The organism is Streptomyces sp. NPDC005017, from assembly GCF_042873115.1.
Taxonomy (GTDB): domain Bacteria; phylum Actinomycetota; class Actinomycetes; order Streptomycetales; family Streptomycetaceae; genus Streptomyces.
Genome location: NZ_JBIALD010000014.1, coordinates 73,975 through 93,426, shown reverse-complemented (window position 1 = coordinate 93,426; position 19,452 = coordinate 73,975). Strand labels below are relative to the sequence as shown.

Genomic DNA, 19,452 nt, shown 5'->3' with positions numbered 1-19,452 from the left:
GCCACTCTCACTGACGGCCCCCGGCAAGCGACACCCACGTCACTGCGCTGTTCAGCGGGTCTTCTTCAGAGTGATCTTGCCGGCCTTCTTCGTGATCAGCGAGCCGCCCGTGCTCATGGAGACGTACAGGCTGTACCGCCCGGCCGGGACCTTCGAGACGTCGAGGCCCTCGTCCCCGGTGGTGAAGTATCCGGCGTCGTAGATGCCGAAGTCGTCCTCCGGCACGAGAGGCCGCACGCGTGCGGGGTCCTTCTTCGCCCCCAGCAGGAACGAGTACGACGAGGACCTGTCCTGGAGGACGAGGTAGTAGGCGGCGTGCGACTCCCGCTCGGCGTTGCGGCCCGGCAGGAAGAAGACACCCTCCGCGTGGAGCTTGCGGCCGTCCGCCTCGGCCTTCACCAGGGAGTAGCGCGCGCCCGGGGAGTCGGCTCCGACGATGTTCCTCTTGATGACCTTGAGGCCCGCCCTGCCTCCGCGGAAGATGACCTCCGAGTCGCCGAAGGGCAGACGCCGGTCGATCACCTTGTCCGAGGTCAGCCGGGTGCGTCGCTCGATTCCCTCGGCCTCGCTGGCCACGCACACCGACACGTCGAAGGTGCCGCGGGGCAGGGAGGTGAAGTCCAGGCCGCCGTCCGTCGCGAATTCACCGTCGGCGTACTCGCAGAAGTACTCGTCGTAGTACTCGCGGTAGAGCTTCTTGCCCGGCCTGTTGTCCAGGGGGTAGTCGAAGCTTCGGCCCTTCTCTTCCAGAATGATCCGCTTTGTCTCCGCGGTCGGCCCGTCGGGAGAGACGCCGGGCAGGAAGGCGTGGCCCTTGAGGTGCAGCTTGCCGTCGATACGCACAGCGCCGGCGAGGGCGGCCGCGACGGTGTCCCGCTGCCGGAGCTCGGCCAGGTACGCGGAGGCCTTCTCCGGGTCCTCGGTGCCCGCACCGATCCGGACCTCGCCGAAGCGCGGCGTGAGGCCCTCCGACAGCGCGTGGACGAGGCTCCACACCGACGGCAGCGCCTGCCGGGTCACCTGGTAGTGCTCCTGGACGGTGGGCGAGTCCAGGAAGAGGAAGTTGAAGTTCTCGTAGGCGCGCAGTCCGGGGAGGTAGTGCTTCACCTCCTGCTCGTACTGATAGTCGTTCGGGGAGGAGATGACGTAGATGTTCCGGTTGAAGTCCACCTCCTTCTCGATGAGGTCCTTCATCACGGAGTCCATGACGGCGACGTTCTCGTCCGACTGGCCTTCACCGAGGACGGCGTCACCGAGCTGGCCGTGGCCCTTGGAATAGCTGCCCAGGAAATACTGCGGCGTCGACGACACAATGTTCTTGTAGTCGTACTTCAGCCCGTAATAGAGCGCGGCGGCACCGCCCTTGGAGGTGCCGAGCAGGGTGACCTCTTCCCGGGTCACGCCCAGGCGCTGCATGTAATCCTGTATGAGGTCATGAATGGAGTCCGAAACACTGAAATCCATGTTCCGGGCGACGTAGTAAGAGGCGCCTTCGTCGAAATGGTCGCGAATCCTGAGGACATTGCACAGAACGCCGTCGAGTGCCGCGCCGAAACCGTACTTGCTGTCCACCGAGGAGAACACGACCAGCAGATGCCGGTGGTCACCGTGTGCAGGACGGAACTGGAACTGGACGGGCCACTTCCCGTAGACCTCCACATGCTCCTTGGCGACACGGGACCTTTCCGTGACGTAATTCGGAGACAGCGCGGGGAGCGTGGTGTTCATCGAGAGACAGACCTTCGAGCCGGGGGTAGTGCGGGGGGTGGCTCCGCAGTATACGTATGGTTAAAGGTTTGACAATAGAGGGCATGCCACACACCAAGCCGCGACCGCGTCCACGGCTCCAGCGAGGCGCTGCACCATGTCGAAACTTTCGACCATCCGGAGCAGATGCGGTGATGGTTGCGTGTGGAAACTAGAAACTTCGGCGCAACAATTCCACGGCGGGGAGGTGCTCTTGGCGTGCGCCGGCCACGACCCCGGTACGCCCGGGGACAGTTGCCGCCGCGCTCCGACGCCTGAGCCTTCGGGGCCTACATCCGAGGGTCTCGCCACCCTTGAAAACCGGACCAACCACCCCATGGATGCACATGGTTACGCCGAGTGCGGGGACATCTCGCGCAGGGCCAGGGGCACTCAGGGCCGAACCGCGGCAGCCCGCCACGACCGCCGGGGACGACATCCAAGCGCGGAGGCGGCGCCGGTCGACACCGAGCGCCACGGACGCTGACGCAAAGCATCCGCCGGTGAGCGGGGAGTGCCGTCGTCGGCCCTCCTCCAGGAACGCCGACGCCCGGCGGGCCGGGCTGCCCCTGCCTCTCCGCCCGCCGGGCACGGCCACAGCTCACACACACGCGGGCCAAAGCCGCACGAGATAGTGCTCCACGCCCTCGGGTACCTCGACCGGAGCACGACGGGCGACCTCCGCCCGGCCCCAGCGGTACGCCCTCACCGACCACGAAGAGTCCGCCACCCCGAGCTCGACACGGCCACCGCCCGCGCCTGACATGGTCTCCACCGTCAGGGCCCCGCTGGTGGAGTGGATCCCGGCTTCCCCCTCAGCCTCCCAGCATTCTGTGTCGTCGAGTGGCGGCTCTGCGGTCCACAGCTCGAAGACGAGAGTGGCCTCGTGCGTATGCCCGGCGCTCTCGAAGTCCAGACGCTTGTCGAAGACCGAAAGAAACGGACGCTGCCGACTCTCGTCCCTCGCCCCCGGGAAGGGGACGGGAACCTGAGTGTCGTCCTCTTCCTGCAGCGCGAACCCGTAGAAGCTCACCATCACTTCAACGGTCTCCCGCTTGACCAACTCCGCCATGGCAGCTCTCGCCCTCTCCACAGGTTCGCCAATCGCGCTCGACCCGGGATCCCTCGCACTCGGAGTCGGGCACAGACAGGCTGAGTCGATAGGTGGTTGGCTGTATCAGTCGCCCACAGAGAGTGTCGATTCGGGTCAGAGACCAGTCGACCGGCTTGTCCGAGGAACACAGACGGTGGATGTGAGCATGCCAACCCTGCTCGTCCTGGGTCTCGTACAGCACCTCCCAAAAGCCGGAGCCATGAATGGCAGGAACGGTGGCCCGCTGACTCCCGTCCCGCTGCTGACGCTTCCTCTTCTGCTGTCCTGGCACCGGCCAAGCATCACTGGGCCTGTGGCCGTTCGGCAAGGCCGTTGTGGGGGCTGGGCGCTTCGCGTCGCATGACGCGGATCGCGGCAGGGTGGAGTTGGCCGGGCAGGCCGCAGCGGGTGTGCAAGGTCGCATGGTCGGGCAGCCGGGACGACGTGGCGTGACTCATCTGGCCTGTAGCGCATGCATCAGCCACGGAGGCGTGACCGGCGGCCGGCTCGCCGCGTGCCGGCGGAGCCGGTTCAGCGTCAGGCGTTCCGTCTCCCGGCCGCGGGCGCTGCTGTGGTCCTGGTCGGCTACTTCTCTGCGAAGCAGAAGGACCACGAAGCGCTCATGGCTTCCGCAGCCGCGGAACTCGAGGCGCGTGGCGCTCGGGTAGTCGGGCGGATCGTGCAGCGGCAAAGCGTCTCGGCCGGCGGGGTCGGGAAGATGGGCCTGCCCCACTCGTCGCGGACTCTGCTCAGCTACGGAAAGGTCCACGAGGTGGCCCGGGCCTCGGACCGGGTCGACGCCGACGCCGTGATCTTCGTTGCCACGTTGACCGATCGCCGGCAGCGCACACTGACGGACATGCTCGGCCGCCCCGCCGTGAGTCTTGCCGACATCCTCGCCGCCGGGTGACCGCTCCTCGACGCCGTTGCCGACAGGCGGCATCGGGACCGGAGCCCACGCGGCCGTCGTCACCAACGGCGTGGGCCCCTGTGAAAGCACCGTTGCCAAACCGCAGCTCACACCCCGTACGGCACAGGCCTTAGCATGTCGCCCGTTGAGTGACGGGCGGTCCTGCGTATCACGCGGTCGTGCCTCGTGTGCGGCCGGGCTTCATGTGCGACGTCGCCGCCCGTCCGGCTGCGTGCCGGCAGCCGTGTCTACGGGGGGAGAACGCCGATGTTCGGAATCATCAGGCCGTGCCGTCATCGCCTGGGCGAGGGCATGCGTACCGAGTGGATGGCGCACCTGTGCGGGCTGTGTCTGGCGCTGCGCGGCGAGTACGGGCAGTTCGCCCGGGTGGCCACCAACTACGACGGTCTGATCGTCTCGGTGCTGACCGAGGCGCAGTCGGAGCGTACCGGCGACTGGCGGCGAGGTGCCGGACCGTGTCCGCTGCGCGGTATGCGGTCGGCGGACGTGGCGCAGGGTGAGGGTGCCCGGCTGGCGGCGACGGTGTCGCTGGTGCTGGCCGCGGCGAAGATACGCGACCACGTCGCCGACGGCGACGGCCTGTTGGGCCGCCGCCCGGTGACGCTGGCGGCGCGCCGGATCGCCCACGGCTGGGACCGCGCGGGTGCGGCGGGCGGCGAACGGCTCGGCTTCGACACCGCGGTGCTGCTCGGCGCGGTCGAACGGCAGTCGGACATCGAGCGGCTCACCGGCCCCGGCGACTCGCTTCTGACGGTCACGGAGCCTACGGAAACCGCGACCGCCGCCGCCTTCGCGCACACCGCGGTGCTCGCCGACCGCCCGGGGAACGCCGAGCCGCTGGCGGAGGCCGGCCGGCTGTTCGGGCGGCTGGCGCATCTGCTCGACGCGGTGGAGGACCTGGACGCGGACGAGGCGACCGGCGCGTGGAACCCGATCGCGGTGACCGGCGCCAGCCGCGCCGAAGTGCGCAGGCTTTGCGACGACGCGGTGCATGGGATCCGGCTCGCCCTGTCCGACGCCGAGTTCGTCGACGGGCGGTTGGCACAGGCGCTGCTGGGCGGCGAGCTGGAGCGTGCTGTGGACCGCGTCTTCGACCCGCGGCACCGTCACCACCAGCACCGTCACCAGGCTCGGGGCCCTCGCGTGCTTCCGTGGCTGGGACGCCGTACCGCGACCGAACCGCTCCCGGGGGCCGGCACGGGGACGGAATGCGGGGTCGGAGCGCTTGCGGGCGTGGCCCCGGAGGGCGCGAGGGCGTCGGGTCGGCCCTCGGAGGGACGGTGTCGGCGGTGTGAGCAGTGGCGCCAGCTGTGCCGTCATTGCGGGTTGTGCTTCAACTGCTGCAGCTGCGACGACGCCGGCGACGACGGAGAGGGCTGGCAGTTCGGCGAAGGCAACGGCGGCGGGGACTCTCGTCAGGGCGGTTCGGGCAGGGACGGTTCCGGCGGCGACGGCTGGTTCGGCGGCGGGGGCGGGGGCGGGGGCAACTCGGGTGGCGGCTTCGGTGGTTCCGGCGGGGGCGGCCGGGGGTCGGGGGGCTCCGGTGGTGGCTCGGGGGACGGCTGCTGCGATGGTGGGGGTTGCTGCAACCCGTGCAAGTGCTGTTGCGATTGCTGCGACTGAGCGCGGGTGACGCCCCCCGCTTGTAGGGGGATTCCGCCGGACGGCCGCGTTGTACGCGGCGGCCGGGCCCCCTTCCTGGTTCCGGCGGGGCGAGACCGTGCCTCGTCCCGTCGGCCACGGGGGCCCGGCCTCCCGGCGTCGGCGGTCTGTGTGGGGTGGTGGGTCGGGAGGGATCCGCTCAGAAGGACACGGTCCAGCCCTCGCGACTCGCCTCGGCGGCCGTGTACGACACTCCGTCGACCTTGAGCCCCTCGGGGTCGAGCAGGGTGATCGCCCCGCCGTGGTTGCCGAGGGCGAAGCCGTTGCCGCCCTGGACGACCAGGGTCGAGCCCGCGGCGACGAGTTCGGGGGGCAGTGGGAGCATGTGGTCCGCACTGTCGGCCAGTTGCCAGCCTCTGAGGTCGACGGGTTCGGGTGAGGCGTTGAGGAGCGTCACCGACTCCCGCTCGGGCGAGGGGCCCTTGGGGTTGACCATGGCTGCCAGGATGCGCACTTCCGCCTCGCGCCGGACGGGCCGCGCGGGTGCCGTCTCGATCGGGTCGCCGGTCCGGTCGTCGGTGTGCCAGGCCTGGGACTGGAAGGCGAGGAACACGGCCGCCCAGCGTGACTCGGCGGGGAAGTGGATGATCAGTGCGCCGTCCTGCCAGACTCCGTTGCTCGAACGGAATCGCCCCACGCTGCCCTGGTTCATGTGGATGTCGTGGACACCGTTGCCGGGCTCGAAGCCGAACACCTTGTCGCGCTTGTTGTGTTCCGGCCCCCATCGCTCTCCGAGGAGGTACACGGCGGCCGTGGAGTCGCCCATGGCCCGTCCGATGTAGTGATCCAGTCTGTCGGACAGGTCGTTGTCGGGGCCGACAACGTCGGGAGGCAGCTTGCGCATCGATTCCGGGGCGAAGAGGTTGCCGCGGATGAAGTCGAGACTCGCCGTGCCGGGCTTGGACGGGAGCTCCGTCCAGCCGCTCCCCGCCGGGGGAAGCTGCGCGGTCACGGGATGCCGGAAGTCGTCGATGGCCAGGAACAGCAGCTCGGAGGGAGCCTGCTGGGACAGGACGTTGACCGCGCCGCGGTAGTGCGTGCCCGCGCTGTCGGTGAGGTGCAGCTGGTAGTGCGGGGTGTCGTCGGGAGCGCCTTCACGGCGCCGGTCGACGACGCTGCACGCCAGCACTCCGTAGTTCTTCAGTGGCATGGGTCTTCCCTCCGCCGCTGGTCGAGCCGGAACGGATCCGGTATGTGGAAGGGGAACGGGGTCAGAGGTCGAGGACGACCCAGGCGGGATCGTGATCCGATCCGTCACCGCCGTGCCTGGTTCGCCGGTCGATGTGAGAGCTCTTGTGCCGCGCCGCGAGGCTCCTGCTGAGCCAGATCTGGTCGAACAGCTCATATTTGGCGGACTGTCCGGCTTCCTTGAACCGATGGGTCCACGACCCCGAGGCAGGCGGTGGAGGAGTGTCGGGCTTGGGTTCCCGGGTCTCCTGCGGGTGGGCGAGCGCCTCGGTCAGGCTCGACTGTGCTGTCGGCTCGGCGAGTTTGGCGAGCGTCGGCGCGTCAGGGCTGTCGTTCATGTCGCCGAGCACGATGTAGCGCCCGTCGGGGCGGGTGCGTTCGCCGACGATCCGGACGACGGCGTCGACCTGGCGGGCGCGACGCTCGTCGGCGAGGCGCTTGCCCTCCTCGGGGTCGGTGTCCCGGTCGACGAACTGGCTCTTGAGATGGTTGTTGAACACGGTCAGCAGGAGCTTGTCGGGGTCACGGGGATCCCGGATCTCCACTTCCAGCAGGTCCCGGCTGAAGACACGTTCACCGGGCACGTCCGGGTGGACGGCGTGCTGCCATGACGTCACCGCGCCGACCGGGAACTTGGACACGACGGCGACATCGATCAAGCGGGGGTCGTTGCCCTCGATCAGCGAGAGATATGGGTAGGCGCCGCCGAGGTACCGAGCGACGAAGAACCTCAGCGTGTCGATGTCCTCGACTTCCTGCAGGGCCAGTACGTCGAGGTCCATCTCGCCGATCCGCCGGGCCAGCACCTTCTGCTCCTCGGGATCTATTCCCTTGACCAGCTTGCCTTTGTACGTACGGATCCGGACGCTCTCGGGGTCGTCGAAGACGTAGCTGGAGGTCAGTCGTCCCTCGCCGTCAAGTGCGTGGACAGCCGATATCTCCGCCCGGAAGTTGAACCGGGAAAAGAGGTTGTTGAGGTTGAATGTTCCGACGGTGACATCCATGGTGACCTCCGCGATCGACCATCTGTCCCCTGCACCTCGAACATGTCAAGCGTAACTCGAACGGCCGGTCGGCGAAAACCGGTCCCGGCTTGCCTGTTGAATGAGAAACGAGGCATGAGGGTCCCAACTCGATTGTCCGGTGCAGGCAGAGAATGCAGGCGCCGGCCGGCCGGCGATCAGGTCCTGCGCGTCGGTCCAGGGGGCTGCCGGGACCTGATCAGCTGGCACGCCGGAAGTTGTGGGCACCGCCCGTTCTGATGACGGCGAGCGCACGCCACCACCGGTCGTTGGGATCATGGAAGCGGTGCATGGCCGTGAGCAGGGCCGTGTCGTCCTCGTCGGGATCGACCTGATCACGCAGAGCGCGCCAGGCGATCTCGTAGTCCCTGCACAGCAGCCTGACGGCGGCCTGGGTGACGAAATCCGACGATGCGCCCTGCCGCCGGACGGACGTCAGCCAATGGACGCTCAGGACGATGGGGGAATGGGGGTTCTCCGAACCGTTCAACCTCTCCGACACGACGGACTTCATGGAATCGAGGCGGTTCTTGATCTCCCGCTCGGCCTCCTCGACATGACTTCTCGCATCGTCGAAGCTCAGCCATGTGGCATTGTCCAGGAGGTCGTCCATCTCCGGCAGTCTCGCCGGAAGTCCGCACTTGACCAGCAGCGTGATGTCGGCGAACTCCCTGACCTTCTGCAGGAGTTTCTCACGATCACGCCAGTGACGGCCCTCGTTCTCGGCGATGCGCTGGACGCACCGCCACAGTTCGGCGTCGCTGGAGAACCACTGTGCCAGCTGGTGGGATTCGACCGGGAGCTGTTTTCCTCTGAGCCGCCAGGTGTGCTCCATCACTTCGGCGCAGCCGCTCAGCAGGTGCTGGTCGTACGCGGTCATCTCCGGCCACACCGGTCTCCTCGGCCGGTGTCGGTCCGGCGAGGCGTGCGGGTAGGTCTCACGCTCGAATCGGATGAAGTGGTCCGTCTGGCGCAGCTCCTCGAGGTCCGGGTCCTCGGCCAGCAGCCACGATCGCATGAGGGGATGATGAAGTCCGCTCGAATCGGAGTGCGTCGCGTTCTCCAGCTCCTCCACGGCCAGGTCCGCCAGGGCCCCGTGCTCGACGCCCTGGTCGGGAGCTCCGTGCTCGGCACCCTGGTCCGCGAAGCGGTTCATCCCCACCGCGTAGGCGCACGCGGCGTTGTAACTGTCCTGCCAGAGGTGCCACTCGGGCGCCAGCCATTGTCGCGGCACACGCAGCCAGCCCCTTGCCCTCTTCACCCTTCGCCGGAGCGTCTCGGCCGACAACGAGTCCCATCGCAGCGGGTTCTCCAAACCCTTGAACTCGCAACCGCCCTGGGCCTCCACCCGCGCCAGTCTCAGTGGCGCCCACACGTCCCGGTCGAGTCGCAGCGAAGTGCGGCTGAGTGTCCCGTGGGCGCGCGAGAAGGGGTGCCGGAGCTGGAAGAGATGCCGGAGCAGACGGGGGTAGTCGTCGGCGAGCTGCCGCATCTCCTCCCTGCAAGCGAGCAGGAAGATCACCCTGACGATCTCCTCTCGGCGTCCCCCCTCCCCGAGTTGCTTCTCGAGCCACAACTTGGCGTCCCTCTCCCGCGCCCAGCAGAAGGGACGGGTCTCACCCGGAGGCGTCAGCCCCATGAGGATGCGCCAGTGGCGGGCGGCGAGGGCGGGGACAAGGGCCTTCCGGATCTCCATCCGGGCGTGCTCCCGTCGTGGGTACTTGCCCGCTTCCGATCGGCACCACTGATCGGCGGTCCGTTCCGCCACCCCCAGGACGACGGCGTACCGGAATCGCGCCTCCAGCAGACCGCTGCGCCACCACCGGTATCGCCGCTGGAAGATCCGGCGCGGATCCCAGGAGCCCATGCCCATACGGGCGTTGCGCTGCGCGCTGCTCTGCCCGTCCAGCAGCAGGGCCCCGTAGTAGGTCTCCAGAGCGTCGAGATGCAGCCAGAGCTGCTCCTGGATCCCGGCGATCTGTGTGCGCAGATAGAGGTTCGTCGGGTCGATCCGCAGCGCCTCGTAGTAGCGGTCCAGCGCGTCGTCGAACTTTCGGTCCGAGCTCAGCTCCCTGGCCTGCTGATACGCGGCGAACAGCTCCGGCGGCAGATCCCGGCCGCGCCACTGCTGCCACGGTGGCCGTCGGCTGGCCCGGGTGACGGGCACGAGGGACGCCATCACCCAGTACCCGGCGTCCTGAACCGCCTCGTCCCACGTGATACCCCAGATCGCTTCCGTCCGGCTGCCTCGGATGGCATAGGAGGTGACAGTGACGGTGATACCGAAACGGGGCTCCTGCTCCCGCACGCGGAGGACTCCGCGAACGGTGTAGGCGATCTTCGGGCGCAGACGGCTGAAGAGCCTCAGCAGACTCGTCCACACCTTCCTGGGTTCGAGGTCGACGTCTCCCAGGAGGTCGAGGAAGTTGTCCGCCGGCGCCTCCGCGGGCAGCGCCGTCGGCGGGTAGAGATTCGTCTCGGACAGCTGCTTGCGGAACTGCGCCGTAAGACCTTCCAGATTCGGTTCGACATCCGGCACGGACGCGACGAGCATCTTCACGTCCACAGCGCCGGGCTTGTACGCGTAATACATCAGCATCCAGCGTCGCAGCGCGACGAACAGCACGATGAGCAACAACAGACAGCCGAGCCTGGCGGTGGACGAGGCTCCGTCGCCGCCGGCCTTCACCAGTCGGGCGATTCCTTCGACGAACTGCATGAAAAGCTCGGCGGGCCATTCAACGATTTCCATCCATCCTGTTGCCTCCCACGCCGAATTCTTGCCACCGACGGAACGGATCACGGCGAACAGAACGGCGAAGACGTACAGCGTCACGGCCGCTGAACGCATCACATGCGGCGTCCGCAGCGACGAGGCGTCAGTCGGGGCATGGCGCTCGATACGAGAGGACATGGCTCCCTCGGATCTGTCTGGCCTTCGGTGTGCAGCCTTCTACGATGCGTCTGCCGGGTTGTGGCATTCGAGAACAGGGTGTTTGCCCCGTCCCTCCTTCCACACGAATGTCACACAGGTGAGCATAGGAGCGCACCGTCATCGTGGCGTCATCGGTACGCCGGCCCTGGCCGCCGCAGGCCCCACATCGAGGGCACGCGCCCGAAACCCCGGGTGCGAACGTCCTTGATCCACCAGGTTCGCCCCTATCCAGAGCCCTGACGCATGGCGTGCACCACTCAAAGCGAATTCACCGACCGGTTTCCCTCGCATCGCATTGCGAGAGCCATTCCGGAACCATAGGAAGCTCATTACGCGAGAAGGGAACCACGGAAAGACAAACAACCCTTCATGCGCTCCGGAGTACTACTGACAGATCCGGAGTACTACTGACAGAGCTGCTTGTAGCCGCTCGCACCTGACCGGGCGCGGAAGTGGACCTCGTGTCCGGCGTCGTCGGTGAAGACGGCTTCCGTGGCGGACGTCAAGGTCATCTCACCACGCTGGATGGGGTTGCCCCACCCCTCAGGCGGGTTTCCCGAACCGTCGGAGAGGGGGACTTCCGCTTCGAAATATGTCGAGCCGATACGGAATTCGTCGATTCCGCAGTGTGTATAGAGGTCGAAGGGAAACGTACGACCGGACTGTGCCGACCGGACAGTCTCCCGGTCTTCACCACTGTCCGTCGCACAGCCCGTGAGTACCGCAGCAGCCAGCGCAGCGACAACAACGATTCGCCCGGTTTTCTCAGCCATGGCCCTTCGACGCACAGGTCGAGCCGACGGTTCCACGGCTCCGGTGCTCTCGCGAGCACCCACTCGCACGTGCTCGATCACCATCAGGCGCGGAGCGGCTCAGTGCTCGCAGAGGGAGAACTCTCGTTCGTAGAGCTGCTCGTTGTGCTCGTCGACGAAGAACTCGCGCTCCTGCACAAGCTGTTCGCGGTACTTCTCGGCCTCCTCGAGCGTCATGGTCGAGGAGGCGGACCATGAAACGCGATGCGTGAAAGGGCAGCGCGAAAGCGGGCAGGCCAGTCAGGTCTCGTGGTCCTCAAGGTCGGTTTGCGGCGGCGGGAAGGGTACTTCAGCGCACTGACACCGCCGCCGTGGGGCTGTCCTCGCTGGTCCGGGACGCGCCAGGGCTTCGACGCGGTCCGCGTACCGTCCCGTTGGCGCACATCATCGGCCCGAGAAGTCCCGGTCCCGCGCGCCTCCAGAAGGGTGACCGGATGTGATCCGAGCCACACCGTGTCACAACTTCCCTTCGCCAGACGCCTTATGTGCGAACCCGGAACGATGGGAGCAGAGACCATGACGAAGCACACCGGTGGCAAGACGGAGGTCGTCGTGATCGGCGGCGGATACGCCGGAGTCCTCGCGGCCAACCGCCTGACCGGCCGCGACGACGTGGCCGTGACCCTCGTCAACCCGCGCCCGACCTTCGTCGAGCGCCTGCGCCTGCACCAGCTGGTGGCGGGGTCCGGCGACGCCGTCGTCGACTACGAGGACGTCCTGAGCGACCGCGTCAGGCTCGTCGTCGACACCGCGGTCTCGATCGACCGGGAGGCGCGCACCGTCTCGCTCGCCGACGGCGACATCCTCGCTTACGACTACCTGGTCTACGCGGTCGGCAGTCGCAGCGGCGCGCCCCAGGTGCCCGGCGCCGACCGGTTCGCCTACCCGATCGCGGTGCTGGAGGAGGCCGAACGGCTGCGCCAGGCCGTGGCCGCCGCGCCCGCCACGGCGGGGGTGACGGTGGTCGGCGGCGGGGCCACCGGCATCGAGACCGCGGCCGAGCTCGCCGAGGCGGGCCGTACCGTCACCCTCGTCTGCGGTGGGGAGCTCGGCCCCTACCTCCCTCCGAGCGGCCGCCGTTTCGTCGCCAGGCGGCTGGCGGCCCTCGGAGTGACCGTCCTCGAAGGTCCCGGCACCAGGGCCGCGTCCGTGACGGCCGACGCCGTACGCCTCGCCGACGGCCGCGAGGTGCGCGGTGAACTGACCGTCTGGACCGTCGGCTTCGGCGTTCCCGATCTGGCCGCACGCAGCGGCCTCAGCACCGACGAGGCGGGCCGACTCCTCACCGACGAGACGCTGACCAGCGTCGACGACGACCGTATCGTCGCCGCCGGGGACGCGGCCTCGCCTTCGGGGCTCGCCTACCGGATGGGATGCCAGGCCGCCGTCAAGCTCGGCCCGCACGCCGCCGACGCCGTGCTCCGCCGCATCGAGGGCGGGCGACCCGAAGCCGTCAGCATCACCTTCGCCGGACTGTGCGTCAGCCTCGGCCGCGGCTCCGGCATCTTCCAGATCTCGCGTAAGGACGACACCCCGACCCGGTTCTACATCGGCGGCCGCGCCGGCGCGCGTCTGAAGGAGTTCATCGTCTCCCTCACCGTCAAACAGCTCGCCGACGAGGCGCACAAGCCCGGCGTACGCATGCAGAAGGCCAAGGACGGCGCGCGGCAGGAGCGCGTCCGGGCCGCGCACGCGAGTCGGCCCGCCCACACGGCGTAGCCCTCGGGAGCGGACGGACAGGGCGCCGCCCGCTCCCCCGATGCCCGGCGTCCCCGAACGGGCCACCGTGAAAGGATTCGAGAATGCGAGACCACGCCGAGGACCCCGCGACCGAGGCCTTCGTCGCCCACCGCAGCCTGCTCTTCACCGTCGCCTACGAGATCCTCGGCTCGGCGGCCGACGCCGAGGACGTCCTCCAGGAGACCTGGCTGCGGTGGGCCGAGGTCGATCAGGCACAGGTCCGGGACCAGCGCGCGTTCCTCGTCCGCGTCACGACCCGGCGGGCGCTCGACAGGCTGCGGGCCCTGCGGCGCCGCAGGGAGGTCTACGTCGGTCCCTGGCTGCCCGAGCCGCTGCTCACCTCGCCCGACGTGGCCGAGAACGCCGAACTCGCCGAGAGCCTGTCCATGGCCGTGATACTCGTCCTGGAGACCCTCTCGCCCACCGAGCGGGCCGTGTTCGTCCTGCGCGAGGTCTTCGACGTCGGCTACGACGAGATCGCGGAGGCGATCGGCAAGACCCCTGCCGCGGTCCGTCAGATCGCCCACCGCTCCCGCAAGCACGTCGACGCCCGCCGGCCTCGCGAGGTGGTCTCCCCGGGCAGGGCCCGGGCGGCGCTGGCCTCGTTCCGGCGTGCCATGGAGACCGGCGACCTTCAGGGTGTACTCGACGTGCTCGCCCCCGACGTCGTCCTGATCAGTGACGGCGGCGGCGTCAGGAGTGCCGCTCTGCGTCCGATCACGGGCCCGGCGAAGGTGGTCCGCCTCCTCCTCGCCAGCCTCGAGTCGGTGCACGGCACGCTCACCAGCGAGGTCACCACCGTCAACGGTGAGCCGGCACTCCTTCTGCGCGTCGACGGCGAGATCGACTGCGTCATGGCGATCCGTACCGAGGACGGCCTCGTCACCCGCATCTACGTCGTCCGTAACCCGGCCAAGCTCACCCACGTCACCGCCGCCGAACCGCTCACCCTGGACTGACACCGCTCGAGGCGGACACGGACGGCGGGCGAGGACGTCCGTGCCCGGCCCGGTCAGGTGGCCGCCGTGCCCGTTCGCGCGTGCGGCGGTGTCCTGCGGTCCGTGTCCGGCGCCGGGTCGGGCGGTGCGGGCAGCCCGCCGGCGTCGGGGTCCGGCTCCGAGTTCTCGCCGAGGAAACCGCCCGACTGGTGCTGCCAGAGCCTGGCGTACGCACCGTTCGCCGTGAGCAGCTCTTCGTGGGTGCCCTGCTCGACGACGCTTCCGTGGTCGAGGACGACGAGGCGGTCCATGCCGGCGACGGTGCTCAGCCGGTGGGCGACGACGAGGGCCGTGCGTCCGTCCATCAGCCGCCACAGGGCGTCCTGGACGAGGAGTTCGCTCTCGGAGTCCAGCGCGCTGGTCGCCTCGTCGAGCAGCAGGATCGGGGCGTCGCGCAGGATGGCCCTGGCGAGGGCGACGCGCTGGCGCTGGCCGCCCGACAGCTTGACTCCCCGCTCCCCCACCAAGGTGGCGAATCCGTCGGGGAGTTGGTCGGCGAACTCGGTGACGTGCGCGGCGGCGGCCGCGGCGTGGATCTCGTCGTCGGTGGCGCCGGGCCGGGCGAAGGCGATGTTGTCCCGCAGGCTGCGGTGGAACATCGCGGGTTCCTGGGGGACGTAGGCGATCAGCGAACGCAGGTCGGTCTGGCGCAGCCGGCTGATGTCCTGGCCTCCGATCAGGATGCGCCCGCCGTCGATGTCCGACATGCGCAGCAGAAGGCGGGTGAGTGTGGTCTTGCCGCCGCCGGACCTGCCGACCAGCCCGATCCGCGCGCCCGCGGGCACGTCCAGGTCGAGTCCCTCGAAGAGCTGCTTCGCACCCGCGTGGGCGAAGGCCACCGCCTCGAAGCGGACGCCGGTGTCCCGCGGTGCGAGCGGTTCGGGTTCCGTCGGGTCGAGCACGGTGGGCGGATCCAGCAGCAGCTCGGTGAACTGAGCGGCCTCGGTCATCGAGCTTTCCAGGCGCCGGTAGATCTGGTTGAACTCGAACATGATCTGGGTGGCGTTGGAGTAGTAGGTGAACGCGACGACGACCTCCTCCACCCCCTGACCCTGGCCGCCGAGGACGATGGCGACCAGCAGGCCCAGCACGTTGGTCAGCACGGACATGGGGGCGATCAGGGTGTCGACGCGCAGATTGCCGTAGTCCCACGATCTCAGAGTCAGGCGCCGGGAGTCCGCGACGCGGCTGCGGTGCTCTTCGGCTTCCCGCCGCTCGGCCGCGAACGCGCGGATCGTCTCCATGTTCGTGAGGCTGTCGGCGACATGGCCGGAGACCCGGGCGATCGCCGCCTCACGGTCGCTGACGAGCCGCTGCCGGCGCCGGATCAGCGGTGTCGCGGCGACCACGGTCAGCGCGATCATCAGCAGGAGGCCTACGACGAGCATCGGTTCGTAGCTCCACAGCACCACGGCGCCGAAGGCGAGCGGCACGAGGCTGCCCACGATCCGGTACGTCAGCGTGTCGACGAAGTCCTCGAAGCGCCTGCCGAAGCTCAGCACCCGCTTGGTCAGGGAGCCGGCGAAGTTGTCGTGGAAGAACGCGGCGTCCTTGGCGAGGAGTTCGTCCATGCCGCTGACGTACAGGTGCTCCATGCCGAGGGCGTCCACGCGGTTCAGGCAGTGCTGCCCGACCCGCCACACGGCCTCGGCGAGCAGCAGCGTCACGCCGAAGCCCAGCACGTACGGCAGCGCCGAGCCGAGGGTGAGCCCGCCGTCCTCGGCGGCCTGCCCGGCCAGCTTGGCGATCAGCAGGGGGGCGACGTAGCGGGTGCCGATGTTGCCCAGGGCCGGAAGCAGCAGCGCGGGCAGGGCGAGGCGTCGTAGTCGCAGCATCTCCCGGCCGTAGCGGCGTAACGCCAGAACGACCGCGCTCCTGCCCGGTGTCGGCCCTCTCGTGTCTGTCGCCCTCATCACACTCCCCCGGGGTTCGGAAGTCGGAAGTTTCCCGTCGGGGGAGATCCTCAGTCCAGGCATTTAACGCGGACTGGCGAGAATCGGACACCGTCGGCGCGGGCATGCGTCTGCCCCGCGTGCGCCGGGGCGCGTGATCGGCTCGGTTCGCAACGGTGGGGTACGGCCGAGGCGTCCGCTGTCAGGGTGGGAGCCGAAAGGAGGCCTCATGATCCCGGCACTCAACCAGCTGGTCGATCTCGTCGAGGAGCACCTCGCCGAGGAGCCCGACATCCAGAGGTTGACAGGGGCGCTCGGCACGATCGAGTACCACCTGCGCCGGATGTTCTCGTCGTTGGCCGGAATGCCGCTGTCGGAGTACGTGCGGCGCCGACGCATGACCGCGCCTGCCGGACCGGTGCGGGCTGGTCCTGAGCCGCGCCCGACGGACCGGTGCGGGCTGGTCCTGAGCCGCGCCTGCCGGGCCGGTGCGGGCTGGTCCTGAGCCGCGCCCGACGGGCCGGTGCGGGTCGGTCCTGAGCCGCGCCCGCCGGGTCGGTCACTGATACTGAGGAAATGGGCAAACTTGGACAATACGTCCCGGCGAGCCGACGGGACGACCGAGTGCCGCCGAAGACGGGGTCGCCGGAGGACGGCCCGGAGGCCCGTCACCGTTCGGCCGGCCGACGCGGGCTGTCGGCGCTGAAGCCCCGCAGCGTCGCCGGCCAGGTCTTCCTCCTGCAACTGGTGGTCGTCCTGCTGCTCATCGCCACGGCCGTCGTGGTGCTGGTCTTCCAGGACCGCAACCGCGCGATCCAGGAGGCCGGCGACCGGTCACTGGTGGCGGCCGAGTCGTTCGCGAACGCTCCGGGCACCGCGGAGGCGATGACGAGCGACGACCCGACGGCGGCCCTCCAGCCGCACGCCGAGGCGGTGCGCGAGAAGACCGGGGTCGACTACGTCGTGGCGCTGAGCCCCTTCGGCTTCCGGTGGACCCACCCGGACCCGGACCAGATCGGAAAGCACGTCTCCACCTCCTACGGCCAGGCCCTCGAGGGCGAACCCCACCAGACGACGTTCGACAGCAGCCTGGGCAAGGCGGTCGACTCGACCGTGGCCGTCTTCGACGACAAGGGCACCGTGGTCGGCCTCGTCACCGTGGGCGTCACGGTGGACAAGGTGACCAGCGTGGTGCAGCACCAGCTGCCGGTGATCTTCACCGCCGGCGGTGTCGCGCTGCTGCTGGCCGCGGGCGGGTCGGCCCTGGTCAGCGGGCGCTTGCGGCGCCAGACCCGGGGCCTGGGGCCGGTGGAGATGACCCGTATGTACGAGCACCACGACGCGGTGCTCCACGCGGTCCGAGAAGGCGTGATCATTCTGGACGGCGACGGAAAACTGCTGCTGGTCAACGACGAGGCCCGCCGGCTGCTCGCCCTGCCGCCGGAGGCCGAGGGCAGGCAGGTCACCGCGCTGGGGCTGAGCCCCGCCCTGGCCGGGCTGCTGGGATCGGGCCGGCCGGCCACGGACAAGGTCTTCCTGGCCGGGGACACCCTGCTCGCGGTCAATGTGCGGCCGGTGGGGCCGAGGGAGGGCAGCGTGGCCACCCTGCGGGACACCACGGAGCTGCGCGCCCTGGCGGGCCGGGCGGAGATGGCGGGCGGGCGGCTGCAACTGCTCTACGAGGCCAGCACGCGGATCGGTACCACCCTCGACATCAAGCGCACCGCCGAGGAGCTGACCGAGGTGGCGGTCCCGCGCTTCGCCGACTTCGCCACCATCGAACTGGTCGAGCCCGTACTGCGCGGCGGTGAACCGACCGGGGCGAGCATGGCCATGTATCGCATCGCGTCCACGGGCATCCGGGACGACGTGCCCCTCTACCCGGTCGGCAGGCGTATGCACTACGCCCCCGGCAACCCCGTGGCCATCGGTATGGCCACCGGCCGGCCGGTCCTGGTGGCGCAGCTCGCCAAGGCCGACGGCTGGCGGGTCCAGAACCCGGAACGGGCCCGGAAGGTCATCGAATACGGTATCCACTCCATGATCTCGGTGCCGCTCCAGGCCCGGGGCCAGCTGCTGGGGGTCGTGGAGTTCTGGCGTTCGGAGCAGGACCCCTTCGAGGCGGACGACCTGTCCCCCGCCGAGGAACTCGCCGCCCGGGCGGCCGTGTGCATCGACAACGCGCGCCGCTACACCCGCGAGCACACCACCGCCGTCACCCTCCAGCGCAGCCTGCTGCCCGGCGCGCTCCCCGAGCTGTCCGCGCTGGAGGTCGGTCATCGGTACCTGCCGGCCCAGGCGGGGGTGGGCGGCGACTGGTACGACGTCATCCCGCTGCCGGGGGCCCGGGTGGCCCTGGTCGTCGGCGACGTCGTCGGACACGGTCTGCACGCCGCCGCGACGATGGGCCGGCTGAGAACCGCCGTGCACAACTTCGCCGCCCTGGACCTGCCGCCGGACGAGCTTCTCGCGCACCTGGACGACCTGATCACCCGGATCGACCAGGACGCGGCCGCCGAGGGCAACACCGAGGCCGTCACCGGTGCCACCTGCCTGTACGCGGTCTACGATCCGGTCTCGGGGCGGTGTGTTCTCGCCCGGGCGGGTCATCCCGGTCCGGCACTGGTCTCGCCCGACGGCTCCGTGACCTTCCCCGACATCCCCGTCGCCCCGCCGCTCGGCGTGGGCGGGGGCCTGCCGGTCGAGACGGCCGAACTCCGGCTGACCGCCGACAGCCGGCTGGTCCTCTACACCGACGGCCTGGTCGAGGCCCGTGGCCGTGACATCGACGTCGGGCTCGGCATGCTGAGGGACGCCCTGGCCGCAACGGAGGGCGCCCCCCTGGACGACACCTGCCAGGCGGTGCTCGACGCGATGCTGCCCAGCGGGTCGAGCGACGACGTGGCCCTGCTCGTCGCACGCACCCGGCTGCTCGACCGGGAGCAGGTCGCGGAGTGGGAGGTGCCCGCCGACCCCGCGGCCGTCCCCCGGATCCGCGCCGAGGCCACCCGCAGGCTGGAGTCCTGGGGAGTGGGCGAGGCCGCTTTCACGACCGAGCTGATCCTCAGCGAACTGGTGACCAACGCCATCCGGTACGGAGCGAGCCCCATCAGTCTGCGACTGCTGCACGACCGAGGCAGCCTGATCTGCGAGGTCGCCGACGGCACCAGCACCTCCCCGCACCTGCGGCGTGCGACCCTCACCGACGAGGGAGGCCGTGGTCTGTTCCTCGTCGCGCAGATGTCCCGCCGCTGGGGCACCCGGTACACCGACCGGGGCAAGATCATCTGGGCCGAGCAGTCGCTCGAGGCGGGAGGCGCCGGGGACCTGGGCGCTTTCCTGATGGCGGACCTGTGAGGCGGGACGCGGCCCTGCCCGAAGGGGTGCCGCACCGCCTGGTCCGGGGCGCACCGACTGGCTCGGGGAGCATGTC

General features: G+C 69.4%; 12 protein-coding genes. 6 read left to right on the top strand and 6 right to left on the bottom strand.

Translation table 11 applies throughout. The features are described from left to right. Nucleotides 1-51 precede the first annotated feature (51 nt). Together ACFYR0_RS22140 and ACFYR0_RS22135 are read right to left on the bottom strand one after the other, a co-directional pair. Nucleotides 52-1,728 (bottom strand): hypothetical protein, encoded by a 1,677-nt coding sequence (locus ACFYR0_RS22140; RefSeq protein ID WP_389330564.1) that lies wholly within the window; start codon nt 1,726-1,728, stop codon nt 52-54. 619 nt (nt 1,729-2,347) lie between these two features. After that, nucleotides 2,348-2,818 (bottom strand): hypothetical protein, encoded by a 471-nt coding sequence (locus ACFYR0_RS22135; RefSeq protein ID WP_389330561.1) that lies wholly within the window; start codon nt 2,816-2,818, stop codon nt 2,348-2,350. A gap of 535 nt (nt 2,819-3,353) precedes the next feature. On the opposite strand from ACFYR0_RS22135, the gene ACFYR0_RS22130 reads away from it, so the two are divergent. Next, on the top strand, nt 3,354-3,749 hold the full coding sequence (locus ACFYR0_RS22130; protein WP_389330558.1) for a hypothetical protein: 396 nt from the start codon (nt 3,354-3,356) through the stop codon (nt 3,747-3,749). A 267-nt stretch (nt 3,750-4,016) separates the two neighbouring features. Further along, a complete protein-coding gene (locus tag ACFYR0_RS22125; RefSeq protein WP_389330555.1) occupies nt 4,017-5,393 on the top strand; it encodes a DUF5685 family protein in 1,377 nt (458 codons plus the stop codon). 178 nt (nt 5,394-5,571) lie between these two features. Here the strand turns inward: ACFYR0_RS22125 and ACFYR0_RS22120 are convergent, their stop codons facing one another. The 3 genes from ACFYR0_RS22120 to ACFYR0_RS22110 form a co-directional block, all read right to left on the bottom strand. After that, on the bottom strand, nt 5,572-6,582 hold the full coding sequence (locus tag ACFYR0_RS22120) for a DUF2278 family protein (protein WP_389330552.1): 1,011 nt from the start codon (nt 6,580-6,582) through the stop codon (nt 5,572-5,574). 61 nt (nt 6,583-6,643) lie between these two features. Beyond that, on the bottom strand, nt 6,644-7,624 hold the full coding sequence (locus ACFYR0_RS22115) for an endonuclease/exonuclease/phosphatase family protein (RefSeq protein ID WP_389330549.1): 981 nt from the start codon (nt 7,622-7,624) through the stop codon (nt 6,644-6,646). 217 nt (nt 7,625-7,841) lie between these two features. Beyond that, nucleotides 7,842-10,394 carry a hypothetical protein gene (locus ACFYR0_RS22110; RefSeq protein ID WP_389330546.1) on the bottom strand — a complete coding sequence of 851 codons (2,553 nt, stop codon included), beginning with the start codon at nt 10,392-10,394 and terminating at the stop codon, nt 7,842-7,844. Nucleotides 10,395-11,905: 1,511 nt separating this feature from the next. Here ACFYR0_RS22110 and ACFYR0_RS22105 point away from each other — a divergent pair. Together ACFYR0_RS22105 and ACFYR0_RS22100 are read left to right on the top strand one after the other, a co-directional pair. Further along, entirely contained in the window at nt 11,906-13,108 is a 1,203-nt protein-coding gene (locus tag ACFYR0_RS22105; protein ID WP_389330544.1) for an NAD(P)/FAD-dependent oxidoreductase, read from the top strand. 83 nt (nt 13,109-13,191) lie between these two features. Further along, on the top strand, nt 13,192-14,088 hold the full coding sequence (locus tag ACFYR0_RS22100; protein WP_389330541.1) for an RNA polymerase sigma-70 factor: 897 nt from the start codon (nt 13,192-13,194) through the stop codon (nt 14,086-14,088). A gap of 53 nt (nt 14,089-14,141) precedes the next feature. Here ACFYR0_RS22100 and ACFYR0_RS22095 read toward each other — a convergent pair whose 3' ends face one another. Next, complete coding sequence (locus ACFYR0_RS22095) at nt 14,142-16,040, bottom strand: ABC transporter ATP-binding protein (RefSeq protein WP_389330538.1); 1,899 nt, start codon at nt 16,038-16,040, stop codon at nt 14,142-14,144. A 208-nt stretch (nt 16,041-16,248) separates the two neighbouring features. Between ACFYR0_RS22095 and ACFYR0_RS22090 the strand changes: the two genes are divergently transcribed. Continuing rightward, a complete protein-coding gene (locus ACFYR0_RS22090) occupies nt 16,249-16,524 on the top strand; it encodes a hypothetical protein (RefSeq protein WP_389330535.1) in 276 nt (91 codons plus the stop codon). A 71-nt stretch (nt 16,525-16,595) separates the two neighbouring features. Beyond that, entirely contained in the window at nt 16,596-19,376 is a 2,781-nt protein-coding gene (locus tag ACFYR0_RS22085) for a SpoIIE family protein phosphatase (protein ID WP_389330532.1), read from the top strand. Nucleotides 19,377-19,452: the final 76 nt, after the last annotated feature.